The 20,340-nt window shown below is 46.1% G+C and carries 21 protein-coding genes; 1 reads left to right on the top strand and 20 read right to left on the bottom strand.

Annotated elements, in window-relative coordinates; genetic code table 11:
• Window positions 1-62: 62 nt before the first annotated feature.
• From DHAF_RS10100 to DHAF_RS10060, 9 genes are all read right to left on the bottom strand, one after another.
• A complete protein-coding gene (locus DHAF_RS10100; RefSeq protein ID WP_015943798.1) occupies window positions 63-3,515 on the bottom strand; it encodes an nSTAND3 domain-containing NTPase in 3,453 nt (1,150 codons plus the stop codon).
• A 242-nt stretch (window positions 3,516-3,757) separates the two neighbouring features.
• Entirely contained in the window at window positions 3,758-4,072 is a 315-nt protein-coding gene (locus tag DHAF_RS10095) for a DnaJ family domain-containing protein (RefSeq protein WP_015943797.1), read from the bottom strand.
• 59 nt (window positions 4,073-4,131) lie between these two features.
• On the bottom strand, window positions 4,132-4,617 hold the full coding sequence (locus tag DHAF_RS10090; RefSeq protein ID WP_015943796.1) for a methyltransferase family protein: 486 nt from the start codon (window positions 4,615-4,617) through the stop codon (window positions 4,132-4,134).
• A 113-nt stretch (window positions 4,618-4,730) separates the two neighbouring features.
• Window positions 4,731-5,582, bottom strand: a complete 852-nt coding sequence (locus DHAF_RS10085; protein ID WP_015943795.1) for a MerR family transcriptional regulator — start codon at window positions 5,580-5,582, stop codon at window positions 4,731-4,733.
• Window positions 5,583-6,091: 509 nt separating this feature from the next.
• A complete protein-coding gene (locus DHAF_RS10080; protein WP_015943794.1) occupies window positions 6,092-6,499 on the bottom strand; it encodes a type II toxin-antitoxin system HicB family antitoxin in 408 nt (135 codons plus the stop codon).
• A 148-nt stretch (window positions 6,500-6,647) separates the two neighbouring features.
• Complete coding sequence (locus tag DHAF_RS10075) at window positions 6,648-6,911, bottom strand: Txe/YoeB family addiction module toxin (protein WP_015943793.1); 264 nt, start codon at window positions 6,909-6,911, stop codon at window positions 6,648-6,650.
• A gap of 3 nt (window positions 6,912-6,914) precedes the next feature.
• Complete coding sequence (locus tag DHAF_RS10070; RefSeq protein ID WP_015943792.1) at window positions 6,915-7,178, bottom strand: type II toxin-antitoxin system RelB/DinJ family antitoxin; 264 nt, start codon at window positions 7,176-7,178, stop codon at window positions 6,915-6,917.
• Between the two features lie 229 nt (window positions 7,179-7,407).
• Entirely contained in the window at window positions 7,408-8,199 is a 792-nt protein-coding gene (locus tag DHAF_RS10065; RefSeq protein ID WP_242659965.1) for a hypothetical protein, read from the bottom strand.
• 175 nt (window positions 8,200-8,374) lie between these two features.
• Window positions 8,375-8,599 carry a sporulation initiation factor Spo0A C-terminal domain-containing protein gene (locus tag DHAF_RS10060; protein ID WP_015943790.1) on the bottom strand — a complete coding sequence of 75 codons (225 nt, stop codon included), beginning with the start codon at window positions 8,597-8,599 and terminating at the stop codon, window positions 8,375-8,377.
• A gap of 140 nt (window positions 8,600-8,739) precedes the next feature.
• Between DHAF_RS10060 and DHAF_RS10055 the strand changes: the two genes are divergently transcribed.
• Window positions 8,740-9,048, top strand: a complete 309-nt coding sequence (locus tag DHAF_RS10055; RefSeq protein WP_015943789.1) for a helix-turn-helix transcriptional regulator — start codon at window positions 8,740-8,742, stop codon at window positions 9,046-9,048.
• Window positions 9,049-9,345: 297 nt separating this feature from the next.
• Here DHAF_RS10055 and DHAF_RS10050 read toward each other — a convergent pair whose 3' ends face one another.
• The 11 genes from DHAF_RS10050 to DHAF_RS10000 form a co-directional block, all read right to left on the bottom strand.
• Complete coding sequence (locus DHAF_RS10050) at window positions 9,346-9,825, bottom strand: GNAT family N-acetyltransferase (RefSeq protein WP_015943787.1); 480 nt, start codon at window positions 9,823-9,825, stop codon at window positions 9,346-9,348.
• 140 nt (window positions 9,826-9,965) lie between these two features.
• The gene (locus tag DHAF_RS10045; protein ID WP_015943786.1) at window positions 9,966-10,283 is read right to left on the bottom strand and encodes a hypothetical protein; all 318 of its coding nucleotides are present in this window, start codon (window positions 10,281-10,283) and stop codon (window positions 9,966-9,968) included.
• Window positions 10,284-10,536: 253 nt separating this feature from the next.
• Entirely contained in the window at window positions 10,537-11,103 is a 567-nt protein-coding gene (locus DHAF_RS10040; RefSeq protein ID WP_005813959.1) for a nitroreductase, read from the bottom strand.
• Between the two features lie 109 nt (window positions 11,104-11,212).
• Window positions 11,213-11,671 (bottom strand): MarR family winged helix-turn-helix transcriptional regulator, encoded by a 459-nt coding sequence (locus DHAF_RS10035; protein ID WP_005813957.1) that lies wholly within the window; start codon window positions 11,669-11,671, stop codon window positions 11,213-11,215.
• Window positions 11,672-11,831: 160 nt separating this feature from the next.
• Window positions 11,832-13,385, bottom strand: a complete 1,554-nt coding sequence (locus tag DHAF_RS10030; RefSeq protein ID WP_005813955.1) for an efflux RND transporter periplasmic adaptor subunit — start codon at window positions 13,383-13,385, stop codon at window positions 11,832-11,834.
• Window positions 13,386-13,419: 34 nt separating this feature from the next.
• Window positions 13,420-15,315: an ABC transporter ATP-binding protein gene (locus tag DHAF_RS10025; RefSeq protein WP_005813953.1), complete on the bottom strand. Its 1,896-nt coding sequence runs from the start codon at window positions 15,313-15,315 to the stop codon at window positions 13,420-13,422.
• Window positions 15,312-17,045: an ABC transporter ATP-binding protein gene (locus DHAF_RS10020; RefSeq protein ID WP_005813950.1), complete on the bottom strand. Its 1,734-nt coding sequence runs from the start codon at window positions 17,043-17,045 to the stop codon at window positions 15,312-15,314. The genes DHAF_RS10025 and DHAF_RS10020 overlap by 4 nt, the downstream gene beginning before the upstream one ends.
• A gap of 305 nt (window positions 17,046-17,350) precedes the next feature.
• Complete coding sequence (locus tag DHAF_RS10015; RefSeq protein ID WP_005813948.1) at window positions 17,351-18,106, bottom strand: methyl-accepting chemotaxis protein; 756 nt, start codon at window positions 18,104-18,106, stop codon at window positions 17,351-17,353.
• Window positions 18,107-18,440: 334 nt separating this feature from the next.
• Window positions 18,441-19,529 carry an RNA-guided endonuclease InsQ/TnpB family protein gene (locus tag DHAF_RS10010; RefSeq protein ID WP_011459437.1) on the bottom strand — a complete coding sequence of 363 codons (1,089 nt, stop codon included), beginning with the start codon at window positions 19,527-19,529 and terminating at the stop codon, window positions 18,441-18,443.
• A 4-nt stretch (window positions 19,530-19,533) separates the two neighbouring features.
• Window positions 19,534-19,938 (bottom strand): IS200/IS605 family transposase, encoded by a 405-nt coding sequence (gene tnpA, locus DHAF_RS10005; RefSeq protein ID WP_005813943.1) that lies wholly within the window; start codon window positions 19,936-19,938, stop codon window positions 19,534-19,536.
• A gap of 130 nt (window positions 19,939-20,068) precedes the next feature.
• Complete coding sequence (locus DHAF_RS10000) at window positions 20,069-20,296, bottom strand: hypothetical protein (RefSeq protein WP_005813941.1); 228 nt, start codon at window positions 20,294-20,296, stop codon at window positions 20,069-20,071.
• Window positions 20,297-20,340: the final 44 nt, after the last annotated feature.

Below are 20,340 nucleotides of genomic sequence, written 5' to 3'. Positions count from 1 at the left end.
TATGGCCACCATTTAAATTTATAGTGATCCTTTATGACTATGCTCTCCAAAAAATGGTGCGATCAGGTATGTCCATTAATTAAGTGGTCCCAACTCTTGATTGGCGCATAATTCCCGTCCAGAAACCTTAAATAGGTACCCTCCACCTCGTTGATAAACCTCAAGGTGTCATCATAAACGCCCAGCTCTTTTAACAACTTAACATCCTTTATCTCATAGAGTAATATCCTCCATCTGTCGTTGTCTTTTTTACATATCTTCTCCCCTTTTTGCAGTTCTTTCAGTCTTGTCCTTCTTATTTGACTCGGCAATTCAGTCCAAAACTCAGCGATTGACAAGTGTTCGATCATCACCAGCTCGTCACTAATCAGGCAGCCCAGAGAGCGGAAAACGCCCTTTTCCGTGTATTCAGCCTGCATCCTGCAAAGGGTAAGATGCTTTAAGACCTTACTATCGTCACCTCCATCACCCAGCTCATCCAAATAACGTTTTAGGGCAGGTTCCACATAGGTTTGATTAAAGTGAAAGGGATTCAGCTCCTCAAACAGCCGGTACATGCATCCTTCCCAATCATATCGTCGGAAATGATAGGTTCCCATATCCACATAGCTAATGCTTGCCTGACTTCCCCAATCATATTTTGTGACATACTTAATTTTACTGGAATTATCTCCCCATACATCCTGATAGTATTCTGCCAATTCTTTCTCATTGCATCCCATAACCATAATAGAAGCATGACAGAAGATAAAGAGTGGGATATGGAGAAAACGCACCCATTGCTCATCTCTGATCAGCAGATTCTCAAAAACAAGGTCATAAAATTCAGGGTCATGTTTCAGATAGGATAGATAAACATCCTCCGCCAAGAATTGATTGACCCGCAGCACAGGCTCATCCCGATACATAAAGATAATAAAGCTTTCCGTGCCAAAGTTTATGAGCTTTTTTATTAATTCCAGATCTTCCCGCCCAATATAGGACAAGAGCATCATATAAAGACTGCTTTCCCGTTCAGGAAGCTCATCTCCCGATGTTTCCAAAGCAGCCAGAAGCAGTTCCACAGATTCTTTGGTCTGCAGAAAGTTATAGATATAATAGGGCGTCCCCGTATTAAGGGTCTTTTTCAGTTCTTCTTTCAGCTCCGGATTGAGGCCGCTCTCAGCAATCATCTCCACAATCTGTTCATCTCCCAGGTCGGTTTCGCCTGGGCCCAAAAGCCAGGTCTCAGCATCTTCCTTAACGGCTTCGAGGGCCCGCTCTTCCTGATCCATACCCCCATGTGGCGGCTTTGCAAAGGCGGCTTTTCTTCTTTCTAAAGGCACCGGTTCTCTGCCGCATAAGTCGAGTACCTGCCGTCCGAATTCTTTGGTATAGCGCAGGCCGAATTCCTTAAGCAAGTCCGGGATATCATCGATCAACCTATCCAGCTGCATATCCATTGCGAATTCTTCGAGAAACTCCAATTCAGAAAGGATCGTATCCTTCAAATTCCTTTTTATGCGTGGAAAATAAGTCTCATAAAATACACCGTACTCTTCCGGAAACACGTCCCGGAATTTTTCCATAGCCCGATAATGATAGATGCTGGAGGCTTCCTCATAGTATTTACCAATCACGGCCTTGCCGCTGAAAACCATCCCTTTTTGGCTACAGCGGCCAATAATATCCGGCAGATTATGTAGGTCTGTGTATTGAGCTTCCGGATCACTGCTGCCCATAGTTAAGCAATAATCCTTTATCTCCCTTTCTAAAAACCGCCCAAGAGCAGGATGTCTTTCCGGGTTATAACAGCGCAGCAGATGAAAAAACCTCTGCAGGTGTTCGTATTCATAGGGGAAGGTGTCCACATCCCAATTCCAACTACCGTCATAGTCCCTATAGCTGTCACCATAGTCCTGGTAATGTAAGATACATTCCTCGACAATAAGATCAGCAACTCTCCTGCTGCACTTCATGGATAGATGTTCCAGGAGAAATTGCAGCTGGTTGTAGAACGTGCAGCGTTGTAAAAGGAGCGGAATATAGTGCTCACCGTTTTCTTCAAGGTGCTGATACAGAAAATCCTGTACGGCCGGCATACTGAACCTTAACATGACGGCTTCTTCTTCCTCATCATAAAACGATTTAAGCATCGTCTTCTCCAGCTCCGCTATGGTCTCGCTCAAATTCTTTACCGTGGTTTGCTTGGTGCAATCATGAATATATTTTTGGTAGCAACGAGCCATATCCGTCAAAAGCATGGGGGTCGAAGAAATCAGCAAAAGCATGGCCACCATTTGGGCTTCCGGAGAGAGATCAACGAAAATAGCTTTCCAGAAAGCACTGGGGTTGTCAAAGTAGTCACATAACTCCTCATAATAGTCTTGAGGAGAACACTCTCTGTCAGGTTCCCTGGCCAGAAATAGCGCCAGCACACGCGGGTTATAATTCCGGTGACTTACAATATCACTGGACTTGGCGAACAAATAATCCACATAGTGATAATCAAGATGCGAGGCATAAAGATGGCGAAACAGGATGCTGGCTTTTTCATCCTCGCCGTACTCTTCCATAGTACAGATTAATGCATATTGAGCCAGGGTTTCTCTGAGGGCAGGATGTTTTTGCAAGCCTTGTTGGAGAATATATTCTCTTGTGGTAAGAATCAGACGCTTCTGGCCCTTGGACTCAATAATACGCCTGATCAGCTTGTCCAGGCGATTTTCATCGTTTCTTCGTGTATAGTCATCATGAAAGATGCTGCCCCAAAAGTCATCCAGGATGATGACTTGCTTTTGCTGATCATCCATCATCGCGTAGACATCATGAATGGAATTGGCCCAGATGAATCCGGCCAGATTGTCCGGCTGCAGGTAAGCCAGAGCCAATAGGTAGGCCATGGTCGTTTTGCCTACGCCGGGCTCCCCCGAGATCACAATGACCTGGTTCTGAGACCACTCCCGCAATGCCTGGCGGTAAATCCTGGTGGGGGCAAAAACTTTTGACGCTTTAATAGCATCCTTCAGATCTTCTGACGACTCTTTATAGGCAGCCCGGTGCACAGATTCTTTTAACACCTTTTCCAGAACAGCAAGGTTAGGTGACCAGAGCTTCGGATAGGCATACTGGATGTGCTTATAGGAGGGATCTCTAAGCAGGCGGTTGATATCCTTTCGGCTTAAAATATCCCTGGTGTTGGTGATGTACCCTGCAAACAGTTCCACAATCTTTGTCTTCTGTTCGGGGTTAAAGTCCATTGAGACACCCAGGATATAACGGTCCGGATTCAACTTTTTTACTTTGGGCAATTCCTTATGCTGCAGGCCGCGATACAGCTTATTAAAATCCTGTGGGCAGCGTTTGGCCTGAACAATGATCTTTTGCGTGTTATCCGTATATGAACCATCAATCCCGGAATCCCGCCCTTCTTTATAGGTTTCCAGAAAGATGTTATCCCGGAGCTGAACGATATCGCAAACCAGATCTTGAAATTCCAGCGGTTCCAGCAAAGCATGAAAATCATAGTTGGACATGTTTTTTCCTCTCCAATCGAGTTGCCTTAGATTATTGTCAGAAAATTCAAAATAGTTCTCCCTAAAGTAAGAAAAAAACCCCTTTATTCGAATATTATACCATTCGAACCAAGGGATTTTCATGCTGTTCTATTTTTTTATTGATTTTGCCAGATTGTTCCCTTCGCCGCTCAAATTGGCAAGCGTTTGCCAATTTGGCAGGGGGACTTGCCAAGACTCCGTCTTTCCGGAAGTTGTATTGACTACCTTCTCCGCCGTCGCATCTCCAGCATCATACTAAATTTCACTTCAGCCTCTCTCAGTTTTTTCGTCAGCACCGACTTCTCATCAGGGTCTGTGCTGCCGACCAGCCGTTCCCGCAATTCCTCCGTATCCTTTAACAACTGCACTTCTTCCGGCACGTAACCCGCATTCCTCAGCAACATAAGCCCCATCCGAATATCCTCCGGCAAACTGGCCCAATAATTCAAATTGATGGGTTTGCCATAAGGAAGGTTATCAAATTCACCATTTTTCATAGCTTCCTGAATTTTCGCTTCCACCAGTTCATCAAACATCCCTTTCAACTCCTTTAAATACATTCCCTAAAAGCTATCATCACCTAATTGCTCTTTCCTTACCAGATCAACGGCAACAACCGGAAGCGGGTCTTTGAGCAGTACTCCTGATACCCCGGCAATTTTTGAAGCAGTACCTCTTCTTCCCATTTGATCCTCAGAACCAGGGAAGGAAGGATGAGCAGCGCCGGAATCACCGCCCAAAAAGAGCCCAGAGCCAAGGGCGAAAACAGCCCTATCACAGCCATGCCCAAATACATAGGGTGGCGGACCAGAGCATAGGGGCCGCTGCTGATCACCGGCTGCTCCTGCTCCACCTGAATCACTGTTGAAGCATAGCTGTTCTCCCGGAAAACCCGGAGAATAAAGATATAGCCCAAGAAAACCAAGGCATTGGCGGCCAGCACCAGCCAGACTGGCACCGTCGACCAGTGCAAACGAAAATCAAAGCCAGGCAGGATAAAGCCCAAAAAATATAGGTTCAGGATGACGGGAGGTTTGGACGTCGCTTCCTTTTCCCTGGTCATTTCTCTGTTTTCCGCCATAAAAACCACCTCCGCTTTTCCATTTTGTGAGCTATAGAAAGCCCCAACAGCATTGAATACACCGCAACCAATTAAAGCGTATAGCCGAACAAACTATCCCATCTCTAATCCCTTCAATTTTCCTGTAAGTACTTCTGGAAAAGCTCCATATGTTTTAGCCTGGCCGGCATAAAATCCCCTGCTACCATCTCCTTGTAAAGACCGGCCTGGGGCTCCTTCAACCATGGACCCCCGCATAACAGCGTCTGCAGCCGGGGTATGCTTTTAATAAAATCCGTGGCTTCTCGCGCTAGGTTTTCCACATCCGGATCATCTTCGGCCATCTGAGCCAGATTGGACAAACGCACACCCCAAGCCAGGGCCTTTTGATAGTGCTCTGGCTGCTCCTGGAAATACTCAGCTAAGGCCCTGAGGGTCTCCCGGTACTCCCCTCCCCACGCAAAGTCATCCAACAGGGCAAAAACTTTCCGCTGCTCCGCCAAAAGCTCCGGATTAGTCCGGGCATAATCTTCCACTTGCTCGGGTCGGAGAATCCCAGTGATTACCTGAAAGGACATTGCCTCCCCGATAGCTTCATCCAGACTCCCCTGCTTTTCACTGAGGAGCTCTTCAACTCGGCTCAACCGCTCCTCCAGGCTTTTGATTTCCCTGAGCAGATCCAAGCGCAAGGATTCCAGAACCTCCTGCAAAGTCCGGTCCTTGGTTTGAGCGTCAGCTTGGTCATTGGCTGAACTATTGGCTTTATCCTTCAGTATATCTTTAACCTGTTTCAGGTCCAGCCCTAAGGCTTTCAAGTGCTTAATCGACTGCATGCGCCCCAGCTCCGCTGCCCCATACAAGCGGTAACCGCCCGGGGAACGCTCCGGCTCCGGCAACAAACCCACCTTATGATAATAGAGAACGGTCTTTAAAGTGCTTCCCGTCAACTTTACAAAATCGCCAATTTTTATTTGCTTTTGCACCATAATCCCACCTTCAGAATCATTATAAACTCCACCCTAAGGGGCGAGTCAATTGTTATCCGGCAAAAGTCCGCAATCAATAGCAGTCTTTTTTCCACTCCACACCTCAAACTTCAAAACACCTTTTTCTATCAATAAATCTTTTTTTAATATCCATATAAATCAATTCCTGCCTTCTTGAAGTCGCAAAAAATAATATTAGGGTGCAAGAATTCTCACACCCCTCAGCCAGGAATACTCACCCGACACTAGCCTTTTTGCAATTTCTTAGCTATGGACTTTGTCAGGTTGTTCCGTTCGCCGCTCAGATTGGCAAGCGCTTGCCAATCTGGTAAGACTGGCTCTTTCTGGAACTCTGTCTTCCCTCCACGATCTGGTCTGCGGTAAACCGGGCCCGTTCCTCTCCGGAAATGTCCCGGAGGAATGCTCCCTGAGTGTAGTCCAGATCGGCAAGCGCTTGCCGATCTGGTAAGACAGACTGTGGAACCTATACTCCATCAACATTCCTGCCTTTACTCGGAAATTCCCAACTCAGCCATTAGCCCTTCCTTGAGGATTTTGGCAAAATTCACCTTATTTTCTTCCCCCAGATCCTTTAACCATTTAGGAATCATGATATTTTTAGGAACCTTTTTCCTATCAATGGCCTGCCGGACCTCCAGCGTATCAGCCTCCAGCACAATAACCTCGGCACCCTTCCGCTTCGGCCAGTCGGCGGGATCAGAAGCTTTCGGGATGGGTTTATTGTCTTTTTCCATATGGTACAGATGAATCCCTAAAGAGAGTTCCGCATCATGATAAGCATCTTCCTGAGTTTCCCCCTGACAGATCAGACCCGGCAGATCCGGGAAAATGACGATATATCGGCCCGACAGGGCATTGCGCTCCATGGTGGCCGGAAAAACATAATTCATGATCATAATTACCAGTCCTTTTCGGTCGCTTTACTCATAGTCTATGTGGCCAAGATATTAAGTGTGACAAACCCGGTAGACAAATTCCAGGAGCAATTATTTTTATTAAAACAAGGGGCGGCCCACTGACCACCCCTTGCTCCTCCGAATTATTTTATTTATCACCGTAATGCGTACGACAGCTTGCTATAACGATTATCCCATCAGTCATACGATAGACAAGCCGGTTCGTGTTATCGATACGGCGGGACCACCACCCACCTAAATCACCACGCAACTGTTCCGGCTTACCAATTCCATCATAACCATTGCGCTCAATATCCAGTAAAAGTTGGTTTACTCTTTTCAGCGTTTTTTTATCTTGGCTTTGCCAGTATAGGTAGTCTGCCCAGGCTTGGTCAGTCCATAACTTTTTCATTACTTAATCACCAAGTAAATCATGAGCGGTCAGCTTACCTTCGTTGGCATCCTGAATGGATTGTCGTAGCATTTTCATATTCGCTGGATTATAAAAGCCATCCGTATTCAACGTAATATCAAAAGGTATTCCTCCTTGCCGAAGGGATTGCCGCACAAAAATATTAAACGCGGTTGTCATATTCAGGCCTAACTCATTGAAAAACACTTCAGCCTGCTCTTTCAGCTCTTTATCAATCCTGATATTCAAGTTGGTCGTTTCAGCCATTTTTGTCTAAACCTCCTTACCAATATTTATTGACTGTTACTTATATTTTACTTCATTTTATGTTGTAAATCTAATCTTTGCCCATAAATTTATGGGCAAATTCATCAAACCGTTATAAACAATGTCTCTATGGACTATCTTTTCAATTTACAGCCGATTCACATTCAGATATTCTTTAGAAGTTGCCTGAATAATCCGGGGACATTCATAAGTTGCCGTCAACCGGCCATCACGCCGTAAAATCACTTCCTGCCCCGCTTCCCTCGATCTCCAAGTAAAATGTCATGATAGCAAAAACAACAGCTGTACCAAAATAGGCATACAAGGCAATCGCTAACACTGCCAAAATAGACGAAGCAGCAATCAGGGCATTGGCGATGATGCCTAATAAAGCTGTAATAAGGGCAATCGGTATCAGGAATAAGAACACCTTGCCTAAACCGGATTGAACCCGGGCCAAAGAAATTTGGGCCGCTTCAATAAGTCCCGCATTTTCAGCAACGATCACATAATCCCAAAAAGTCAGGTAAAAGGCTAAAATAAAAAAACCTATCATGAGGATTAGTGCAAGAGGCCCTATAGCAATCAAGAACAGGGCGACCGCCAGTAGTAGAGCGACCATGAGCAAGGACTGTGCCAAAAAACGGCCAAAATACTGTTTTCCCGCTTGTATATAGGTGCTCACACTGACTTCCTGCTCATTAATTCCTGCCAGGATACACCCCAGGAATCCTCCTTTGAAAAAAGCACCGGCCAGCAGATAAAGTATAACTATCAATACAGCAAAAAAGCCGTGGCCCGAATAGCCATAAGGTAGATTGATGTTAAAGATATCCGTGCCCTGATTTGCAGTATTCATCACCTGAGTTATGCTTGGCAGCGCCGAAGGAATGGTCAGTTTAAGCGTGAACCCTTGTGCATTCCTCAGGATATTTCCCAGCTGCAAAAGATCAAAAATTATTGGCACCAACAGTAAGAGATAATACTTGTTGGCCAATTGAAAGCCTTTGCTCAGATTCATCTTTTCATCTCCTCCAAAGTTTCCTACACTAGTATAGTTCAGCATTTCCCCCTTATTTCCTTCCAATTTTAGCAAACGGCATAAAAAGGAGCCCTCTACCATATCCATGGGATATCAGAGGGCTCAGAAACTTCAGGTATTACTGCTAATTTCCCAAAAGCACTTTTCACTAACCTTATTTTTCTTGCTCTCTTAACTCCCCAACAGCAAATGCAATCAATTCTTTCACAGTTGGCACTCCATTCGCATGCTCAACACTTTTCTGAACCGTTTTCTCTCTTTCCGATCTGCCCGCCCTATTATAGGCAAACTCAATAGCAGCTTGCATATCCCTTTTTACTTCCTTCACCGATACCCCATGCTTTCTAGCTACCTTCCGATAAATTTCTCTCATATTCATAATCAATCACCTCATCCAACTAATCTGATAAGATATTAATTAGATTATAGACGATTTAATTATACATTTCAGCATATTCGACTAATTTAATCGGCCTTTGCTGCCAATACTATCTATTAGAATTAGATAGAGGTGATCTTATGGACGATAATTTTATTCGCAACAGAATCAGTGAATTACGGATTCAGAAAGATGTTTCTGAAAGAAGTATGAGTATTGACCTAGGACACAGCCCCAGCTACATACACAGCATAGTTTCTGGAAAGGCCCTGCCATCCATGACCGAGTTTCTCTATATCTGTGACTATTTCAAAATCTCCCCAAAAGAATTCTTTGACGAAGGAACAAGCTGCCCAGCTTTAATCCAAGAAGTCATTAAAGATTTAAGCGCCTTGGATGAAAAACAAATAAGCAATATTCATGAGATCATTAAAGGTCTAAAAAAATGAAGCAAGTTAAACAACCTGCTTCATTTTTTATTATTTAGTTTTGCGATTGCATTTGCCACACTTATGGTATTAGTCATAACCAAAAAGAAATACCGCCCCAAGCTCATCAACGCGGCGGTTATTCCTTTATAACTCACAAATTGAGCTAACCGTTTTCCGGTTAGACAGCCTGCAGGGCTGACGTGTTGCATCACGTCGGTCCTTTTCTTATATTATATCCATCGTCAGAAGAATATGCAAGTATTGGGAAAGAATGTAATGAAGGAAGTCATGTTTGTAAAAAGAAGACTCCTCCTTCTAAAGCTTGCGCCGGTAGCAGGCGGCAGTCTGATCATACTCAAAACCGCACGCAACGAGAGCTTTACATGAAGCCAGATTTTCTTCTTCAGGATTGACGATAATCTCCTTCCCTTGGGTATCCCCACGGATCCTATCAATCAACAAACAAATGATTTGCCGGCCATACCCTTGGCGAAGGCAGGCCTCTTCACCAATCAAATAATCTATGCTGTAGGTTTCGTTGGCACGGTGAACAGAATACCAGTCCTCCCCCGCTTCATAGCAGTCATAATACTGACAGAATCCGATGGGCTGACTCCCTTTCATTACGATAAAATGATGGATAAAATTATAAACACCATTTCTTTGTCTGATCTCATCCAGCCATGCCTGGGGATCTTCATACCAATTCAAAATATATGATTTATGGAGCCATCTATTCAGTAAAAGAATATCCTCATCTTCGATTTGCCGTAAATGAGGAATGTGATCCCTCATTCTAATCCGCCCTCCTAATACCCTTAGCATTTTGCAGCCAAGGAGCCTCACAATCCTTCACCCTCTAGTGCCTATAAAGTGCAAAAACAGCATTGCTTTCAGATTGTGAAAGGCAGTGCTGTTTATATTCCCGTTTATTATCAGTCAATCAGCTTTAATGAAGAGCGTTTAGCTAAGTAATCATTATCAATTTCTATTAGTTTTTCAGTAGTCCTTAATGATTTTTGAACTTGCCTGGCAACTTTCTCTAATTCCTCATGATGCTGGCTGGAATGAACTTTCAAATCTGCTAATTCACTTCTGATATCAACAAAATGCAAGTCGTGCTCATTTAACTTTGTATCAATTTTATCAAAACGCTGGTCAATCCCCTGGAAACGCTGGTCAATTCTTTGGAAATGCTCGTTCATTTCCTTAAAACCATTTAGAACCAATTTTTGAAATTCTTCATTGTCCATTTTAGACACCACCCTTGAATTCCCGTTATTTACATAATAACACAGCATAACCCCCATAACAATAACCCATCAAGAAATGAGGTGGCTAATCCAAAATCATCACTGCCCGTCCAACAGATGACCCCTTTGAAGTTATGAACCAGAAAACACCTCTTTTTTCCAGGTGATATACCCAGGAATAGAGGTGTTTTCTATAGCTAATGAACAGCCCATTTTTTTCTGCAAAAGATTTGCAGCTCCACAACTTTTGCCACTACTCCACGTAGGTGATTTTATCCTTGTCCGGGACATGGGGTGGTTTTGTCGTATTGGCATGCCCTAACAGCACCGAACAGCCAAAAGCATAGCCTTCAGGGAACCCCAACCGCTTGCTGAATTCTTCTGCCCGCAGGCCGCTGGCAAAGGCCAGGCCGGTATAGCCGCACATAATATTGGCTATCCCCAGGGATGTGGCGGCCAGGGCGATAGTTTGGCATAGGATACCGCAGTCCACCAGGGCGGGACCATATTGGGTCGGATCAATCGGGACAACAATCATGCAGGGGGCTCCGTAGAACAGCCTGCCGCCCCGCTCCATAATTCTGTTATAAGAGGATTGATCCTCCATGCCGGCAAGATAGGCCAGCCCTTCCGCTTCCATTTCCTGCATCAGTTCTTTGTTCTTGACCACAATGACCCGCCAGGCCTGACGATTCATACCACTGGGAGCCTGTATCGCTGCTTCGGCTATGGCCTGCAGCAGTTCATCCGAGGGCATTTCATTCTTGAAATCACGGCAGGAATACCGCTCGGCTATTACCTTCAAGGTTTCATTCATCATGCATTCCCCTTTATTCTATAGTATTTTTCTTGATTCTATAGTATTTCATAGAAGCATTCTTTAGATACCAAGGCTTAAAATGCTTCAGCTGCTTCGGGCCGAATGATTATTACTGTTCCTTCTCCTCACGTTCCTCACGAAGGTCTTCCTTCATGATCCGGTGGAGTTTATCCAAGAGTGCAATCAGGGTCGCCATATCCTCTTCCCCCATCTTCTCCAAATAAATCTCCAACTTTTTCTGCATCTCATGAAAGGCTACGCCCAAGGCTTCTTCCCCAAGCTCAGTCAAACGGACATAGACCATGCGGCGGTCACTTTTAGGCGTAATCCGCTCCACATAATTCTTGTCTTCCAGGGAGTTAATCATTTGTGAAACCGCCGGTTTGCTGATCTCAAGGTGCGCACTCAAGGACGAAATGGTTATTCCTCCCTCGCCTGAGTGATGCTTAATCAGCTTCAGCATCATAATTTCCCGGTGAGGAATTTCCCCGTTTCCCCGGAAATTCAAGCTCAGCTGGCGGAACTTTTTGATGCTCTCTAACAATCTCACCGTCTTACTTTCCTGCATGAGGCTTCCCGTCCTTTCCTTATGCTTTCCTTCTATTTCTATATTTCATTTAAATTTCCCTTTTTTATCCCGGACTAGATAACCGGACCGCTGCCCAACGAACATCAATTCGCTGCAACGGTCCTTTTGTTTAGGAAGAGCTCATCCCTCCACAAAAATCCTACCTCAGCTCTACATCACAGATCATTCCCGCCTTAAACAGGCTATCCGGATTCTCAAGCAGAATTTCGATTTGGAACATGCCGGTTTTAGCATCTGAGGCAGGAGCGATATTGACCACTTTACCTTGGGCGGCGGCATTAATAGCCTGCACTTTAACCTCAGCTGTACTGCCGACTTTTATCTTCGCAATATTCGTTTCGGTCACATTGATATGCACTTTTACCTGTTGAGTATTGATCAAGGTCATGGCGGCTGCTTGGGGCGAAGCCATCATACCCACCTCAATGGTTTTGGCCGCTACTTCACCAGCCATCGGCGCTCTCACAATACAGTCGTCCAATTTCTTTTGGGCAATGTCCAATCCGGCCTGAGCGCTGGCCATTTGAGCGGCGGCTGCATCGACAGCTCCTTTAGCTGAATTCTGAGCCGTTTGCAGTTGGGCATGGGTGATCTCCACTTTGTCTTGGGCATTGTTCAGCTCTACCTCTGATACCGCTCCGCCATCATAGAGTGCCTTGATGCGGATATAGTTATCCATCGCCTCATTATAGGCAATCTGGGCTGGGGTAACAGCGGTTTGGCTGTCATAGGAAGCTTTATTATGATTATAGGAAGCTGCGGCTGCATTATAATTGGCAGTAGCCTGCTTTACCTGCAACTCCAGATCCGTGCTGTCCAGTTGGAACAACACATCTCCCTTTTCCACACGCTGGCCGATGCTTACATTAATCTTGCTGACTTTACCGGCAACATTGGGGATGATCCCCATCTGCTCGGCGGCTTCAAGGACACTGCTGTAATGAACAGCCTGCTGGGAGTCGGTGTTTTCGCCCCCTTGAGCACCTGACGGAGTGTTGACAGGTTCTTCCTTAATGTGAATTTTCACTGTGGCATTCATCCCAAAGGTCAAAGGCAGATTATCCTGGTTGTCAATCACCACTTTGACAGGGATCAACTGGGTTACCTTGGCATAGGTGCCGCTGGTACTGAAGCTTGAGGCGCCGGAGAAATACGTTTGGGTAGCCCGGTCGATCTCCTGAACCCTCCCTGGAAAGGTTACACCGGGATAGGCATCCAGCTTTACATCCACCCGTTGTCCCACCTTAATCCTGGCAATATCTGTTTCTTCGATATTCACCCCGATATAAAGGTGATCCGTATCCGCAATGACCGCCAATTGGGAAGCAGGGGTCACTGCTTGCCCTTGAATTGAGTTATTTTTAATGACCGTGCCCTGAATCGGTGAAGTGATATAGGGTAAAACTGCCTGGCGTCCGAGAACTTGATTCTTCTCTACCAGATCACCCTCTTTTACCTTCCACTCCAGCAACTCCCCTGAAGCATTGGGGGTGATGGTATACATTTTCGCTGTGACTTTAGCATTATCCGTGGTGAAATAGCGGCTGTTCTCATTAAAATAGTAAAACCCTGCACAACCGGCAATCAGGACGATAACCGTTAAGATGGCCAGAACTATCCCTTTCCTGCTTTTTTTGCCTTTGACTTGCTCTTTCAGCTGTTGCTGTTCTTCGCTCTTTAATTGCACTCCCATGATACGCTCCTCCTTTTTTCAATCCAAGGAAATCTTAAACTGCTTCGGCCTCTTCAAACTGGCTCTGATAGAGATCGGCATAGAATCCATTCTGGGCTAACAATTCCTCGTGATTTCCTTGTTCCACGATATCGCCGTCTTTTAATACTAAAATCATGTCCGCATCCCGGATCGTGGAGAGCCTGTGGGCAATCACGAAGCTGGTCCGGTTGCGCATTAAGTTTTCCATGGCTTTTTGAATCAGGATCTCCGTTCGGGTGTCCACGGAGCTGGTGGCCTCGTCTAAGATCAAAATCTTCGGGTCGGCCAGGATGGCCCGGGCAATGGTAAACAACTGCTTCTGTCCCTGGGAGATATTGCTGGATTCTTCATTAAGAACCATATCATAGCCCCCCGGCAAAGCACGGATAAACTCATCACAATGGGCCGCCTTGGCTGCTTCCATGACTTCTTCATCCGTCGCCGCAAAGGTACCGTAGCGAATATTTTCCTTAATCGAAGCATTATAGAGCCAGGTATCCTGAAGCACCATGCCAAACAAGGAGCGCAGATCATGGCGGCTGAAGTCATAAATGTCATGATCGCTGATCAGGATTCTGCCACTGTCAATTTCATAAAAGCGCATTAAAAGTTTCATAATCGTGGTCTTGCCAGCCCCGGTGGGACCGACAATGGCGACTCTCTGGCCGGCTTTGATGTCCGCGGAGAAGTCATGAATAATTTGTTTATCCTTGCTGTAGCCAAAACTCACATGTTCAAAACGGACATGGCCGCTGAACTGATCCAAGGTGACCGGATGAGCTGTTTCCGGGGTTTCTTCCCCTTCCGCCAAAAATTCAAAGACCCGTTCCGCCGCTGCCGCTGTGGACTGCAGGGTATTGGAGATGGAAGAGAGCTGGGCTATGGGCTGGGTAAAGGAACGCATATATTGAATGAAAGCTTGAATGTCCCCGATGTCCACGACCCGTTTAACAGCCAGGTAGCCACCGAGAATACTGACCACCACGTAACCCAGGTTGCCTACGAAACTCATCACCGGCATCATAATGCTGGTGACAAATTGGGATTTCCAGGCCGAATGATAGAGTTGGTCGTTGACCCGTTCAAAAAAAGCCACGGACTCCGCTTCCCCATTAAAGGCCTGCACAATAGTGTGACCGCCGTACATTTCCTCAATATGGCCGTTAAGCTCGCCCAGGGAGTGTTGCTGTTCCCTGAAGAAGCGCTGAGAGCGTTTAATCACCACGCCCACAATCCCCAGGGATAAGGGGATAACCAGCAATGCGGCCACGGTCATCATCCAGCTGATGGACAGCATCATGATCAGAATACCGACGATGCTGGCCGCTGAAGTGATGATTTGATTTAAACTCTGATTGAGGGTCTGGTTGATCAGATCCACATCATTGGTGATCCTGGACAGGACCTCCCCATGGCTTCTCGTATCATAATAATTCAAAGGAACTCGGCTCATTTTCTCCGCAATCTCTTTGCGCAGCCGGTAAGTGACATCCATGGCCACCCCGGACATCAGGTACCCTTGCACGTAGGAGCAGATGGAGGAGATTACATAAAGCACCACCAAGGCCCCAATAATTTTACCGATATAATTGAAATCCGTCAGAAGCCCCGTCTGGTTATACCAGGCGAATAACCCTTCCGCCAGTTTCGTGGTGACTTTACCCAGCAATTTTGGTCCCACAATCGTAAATACAGTGGAGAAGAGGGCAAAGAAAACCACGATGGAAATCGTTGTCTTATGGGGAGTTAAATATCCCGTCAAGGTGCGGAGTGTTTTATTAAAATCCCTGGCTTTCTCGCCCCCGCCGGGCCCACCGGGCCCTCCAGGGGGACCGCCAAAAAATCCTCTGCCTCCCCCCGGACCCTGGCGACCAGGCCCGAAACCTGTTTGTTTTTCTGCAGCACTCATCTCGCCAGTTCCTCCTCACTTAATTGCGAATAGGCGATTTCCTGATAGACTTCGCATGTTTGCAAGAGTTCATTGTGAGTCCCTTTACCTACAATACGGCCATTGTCCAGGACAATAATTTGTTCGGCATTCATAATCGTACTGACCCGCTGGGCTACCAAAAGGATCGTGCTGGTCCCGGTTTCCCGCTGCAAAGCCCCCCGCAGGTTCCGATCGGTCTTCAGATCAAGGGCGGAAAAGCTGTCATCAAAAAGGTAGATTGGTGCATTTTTTACCAACGCTCTGGCAATGGACAGACGCTGCCTTTGGCCTCCGGAAACATTGGTGCCGCCCTGGGCGATGACCGAGTCATAGCCTTCTTCCTTGGCCGCGATAAATTCGGTGGCCTGGGCAATCTCGGCTGCCTTGGCTAAGGTCTCCTGGGTGGCCTTTTTATCTCCATAGGATAGGTTGGAGCGGATGGAACCCGAGAAAAGAGTGCTCTTTTGGGGAATATAACCGATCTTTTCCCGCAGGGATCGCCGGGTGACGGTGCGGATATCCTGGCCGTCCACCAGGATTTCACCGGCAGTTACATCATAGAAGCGCATGAGCAGATTCAGCAGGGTGGATTTACCGCTGCCTGTAGAGCCGATAATGGCTGTGGTCTGACCTGCTGGGGCAAGAAAATTAATATTATGCAGAACCGCATCTTCCCCTCCGGGATAAGCAAAGTTCACATTCCGGAATTCAATCGTCGGCTGAAACTCTTCCCGGAAAGAGGCCGGTTCCTCAGGGTCGGCAATGCTTTCCTCTTTCTCCAGAACCTCGGCAATCCGATCTGCCGCCACCGCTGCCCGGGGGAACATAATAAACATCATGGACATCATTAAAAAGGCCATAATGATCTGCATGGCATATTGCATATAGGCCATCATGTCGCCGATACCCATTTGAAAAGCTGAGACATGTTTGGCACCCACCCAGACGATAATCACCGTAACCAGATTCATAATCAGCATCATGACCGGCATCATCAAAGCCATAGCCCGGTTGACGAAAAGGTTCGTCTCCAGCAGATCCCGGTTGGCTTTGTCAAAGCGGGCGCCCTCGAACTTTTGGGTGTTGAAGGCCCGGATCACCAGCATTCCTTCGATGTTTTCCCGAGCCACCAAATTCAAGCGGTCGATCAGGGATTGAATGAGTTTAAACTTGGGGATGACCACGATAAATAAGATGACCACGACCCCGATGAGACAGAGAACGGCAATCCCGATAATCCAGGACATGGACGAACTGCTGGAAATGGCTTTGATGACCCCGCCCACTCCCAGAATCGGAGCATAAAACACCAGGCGGATCATCATGACTAACACAGTTTGCAATTGGGTGATATCGTTGGTGGTCCGTGTAATTAAGGAAGCCGTGGAGAAATGATCGAACTCAGCATGAGTGAACTGCTCGACTTTCTTAAAAACGCCCGAACGCAAATCCCGGGCCACCCCTGCCGCCGTCCGCGCAGCAAAATAGCCCACCATCACGGAAGCGGCCGTTCCCAGGAGCGTGATCAGGAGCATGGTCGCCCCCGTTTTCAGGATATAATTCGTATTTCCGGTCATGACTCCGGTATTGACGATATCCGACATATAATCCGGTAAAGCCAAATCACAGTTGGCCTGTAAAAACAGCAAGGCAACGGCACCAAGAATATACCCGTAATAAGAGCTAAGATACTTAACTAATTTAACCATATAACCTCCTCCACCCCATGGTCAGGTAATTTGTCCAATTATTAGCATTGAAAATGTCATAGAGTTTTTTCCTGCAGTACTTACGGGCTATTCGGTAAGTATATTAAAAGTTAATTAACTTAATAATTAACGTAGTCAAGTTTAATATTCTTATCTTCTTTTGTCAACAGGTTAAGATATGTAAATTTTTAGGTTAAATGAGAAAGTATAGTAGGCAAGCTATGCCTTCTGGTAGTAAATAAAAAACGCCCCTGCGAGGCGTTTTAAGAAATAGGCAGCATAATTATATCTATCATTCCGGTACACTATAGCTTATATTTTTTCAGTTTCACATCAAGCTCTTGCGTGATCTCATCTAATTTACGGGTAACTTCATTCATCTCTTCCAATATGGATACCTGACCGCCGGCTGCAGCAGCGATCTCCTCACTTGAGGCAGCAGCCTCTTTCGTAACAGCGGAAATATTCTCAATAACCTTTAAGACCTCATGGCGATGATTCTGAATTGAGGTCATCCCTTGCTGGATCATGGCGATTTTCGAACTGATCGATTCGGTAGCTTCGGTGATATTTTGGAAAGCGTCATTGGTATGTAAGGCAGCTTCATTCTGCTCCTGGGAGACAGCCTGAACCCGCTGCATGGAAACGATAGTCAGGGTTGACTGATTTTGAATGGTGTGTACCAAGCTGCCGATTTCCACAGTGGATACCCGGCTTTGTTCAGCTAATTTCCTGATCTCCTCTGCCACTACAGCAAATCCCCGCCCGGATTCACCGGCCCGGGCTGCTTCGATCGCCGCATTTAAGGCCAGCAAATTGGTTTGTTCGGCAATACCTTCCACCGACTCCAGAAGCTGCTCAATATTCTTAGTGGAGTTGGTCAGGCTTTCGATGGTTTGATAAATCTGTGCCAGAGCGGCATTGGTTTCCAGAGACTTTTCCTGAAGAAGGTTGACCGACTGCAGCCCGACGCTGTTCAGCTGCTTGATGTCTTTTGTATCATCGCTTACTCCCTTGAAACGGTCCGACAATAATTCGATTTCCTGGGAGAGGTTTTCCATTTTCTCTACCCCATACTGAACCTCATCGGCCTGCCTGGAAGTGCCCTTGGCAACTTCTTCAATGGATTCAGAAATCTGGCTAACTGAGCATAAGGCTTCTTCAGCTTTGCTCCTGGTTTCCTTGGAAATTTGAATAATGGCATGAAAAACCTTGACAAAGCTCGTAAGTGAACTACCCCCGCTTACGCCTCGCTAAGAAGCGGGGGCTTCTTGGCAAAAGTTTGGACGTTGGCTTCCTGCTTCATCGACCGCCGCCCTCTGCCTTAGCATTAGGTCTTACACGATTTCCACAGGCGTAACTTCGGGCGGTTCCCGCCCTATAGAAAACTTATACTTAGGCTATTTTACTCAGACCACGGGCCAGGATGAGCTTGGAGCTTACCAAGTCACGATCCATCACTAATCCACAGGACGGGCACTCATGGACCCTGACGCTTAAGTCTTTGGGGACTGACTCTCCACATAAGCAGCTCTGTGATGTGCCCTTGGGGTCAACCAGGATGAACTGTTTTCCTTGGCGTTCACATTTATACCGGATGTAATTTCTGAACTGACCCCAGCCCGCATCATGAATACTTTTGGCTAACCGCCGATTCCGAACCATGTTGTGTACCTTGAGATCTTCCATGACGATAAGATCATAGCTTCTGACCACTCTAACGCTTGCTTGATGGAGAAAGTCCTTGCGCTGATTCGCTATTTTTGCATGTATTTTAGCTACTTTTACCTTGGCTTTCCCTCGGTTGTGTGAACCTTTCCTTTTGCGGGAAAGCCTCCGCTGGGCTTTAGCCAGTTTTTTCTCCATCTTACGATAATACTTCGGGTTATCAATCACCTTTTCGTCAGAAAGCACAGCAAAATGATTCAAGCCCACATCGATCCCCACAGCTTGGCTGGGATTTTCAACGGGGGCAACATCCGGAATCTCAGCAGTAAGATTGGCGAACCATTTTCCTCCATGATATTTGATATTGACACGTTTTATCGCTTCCACCGGAAATTTCCGGTGAGTCTCCATCTTCACAAAACCTAGTTTGGACAAATAAATATAACCTGCTCTACCGAAGGTTCTTTTCACGTTATCGACTTGAGGGTAAGTCAATGATGAATAGTGATCGCGGTTTTTGAAACGGGGATACCCGGCTTCCTTGGCAAAGAAATGCTGATAAGCGCTATCTAAGCGGCGTAGAACATCTTGGAGAACTTGACTGTGAACTTGGCTGTACTCGGGATGGGCTTTCACGAATGCCGGTAAGGCATTCTGCTGCTGGTTATAGGTTAGGCCATGACCAGTTTCCTTGTAAGTTACCTGCCGTTCGTTCAGGGCGTGGTTGTAGAGTTTGCGGCAAAGCTTCAGGGTATGAAACAGCTTTTGTTCTTGTTCGCGAGAGGGATAGACCTCATAGCGATAGACCATTTGCACAATCTCACCTCTTCTCCCCTTGAGATTCGATATATTTTTTGAGAATATCCAAAGGTGCTCCGCCGGTTGTCACCATACAGTAGCTTTGAGACCAGAAATACTCCTTCCAGAGTTGGTGACGAAGGTGAGAGAATTCTTTCTTGATCAGCCGGGATGATGCGCTCTTGTAAGCATTGATGTACTTGGATAGCTCAGAATTAGGATGAGCTTTGAAGACGATGTGAATATGATCACGATCATGGTTGTATTCCAAAAATGTAATATGATAGTTTTTTCCGATCGATTCCCCGATCTCCCTTATACGGAGGGCAATCGTATCATCAATGACCTTTCGGCGGTATTTAACAACCATAACTAGATGATAGGTAAGTAAGAATACTGAATGATTGTTATTATCCAACTTTGCCATATAATCAGTCCTTTTTTATCTACGACTGATTATATTATATCGGAATATTCTACCAAACACTATGGATTTTTGTGAATGCGCATAGAGCGATTCATCCCCCGCCTGTGGAGGACGGGGGACTTCTCGCAAGTCATGTTAAACCCCGAATATCTTCAATAATCTCATTAAAAGATGACGAGATTTTACCGATAAAGCCAAGATCCTTAAATTCGGCAAGGCTTGAATAATCCCCTTCTCTGAACTGAAGGATTTGCTTTTCAAATTTGGCTAACAATTTTTTGTTGGCAAAACCGGAGAAAATGGCAATAATGCCGTAACCGACGGTACGATCAGCAAAAGCAAAGGGATAATATACCAAATATCAAGAATTCGCCAAAGAATAACCCCTAAACCCAAGCTCAA

This window comes from Desulfitobacterium hafniense DCB-2 (genome assembly GCF_000021925.1).
In the GTDB taxonomy this organism is placed as follows: Bacteria; Bacillota; Desulfitobacteriia; order Desulfitobacteriales; family Desulfitobacteriaceae; genus Desulfitobacterium; species Desulfitobacterium hafniense.
Note: the sequence above shows the minus strand (reverse complement) of the source record. Positions and strands in the feature narration are given on the sequence as shown.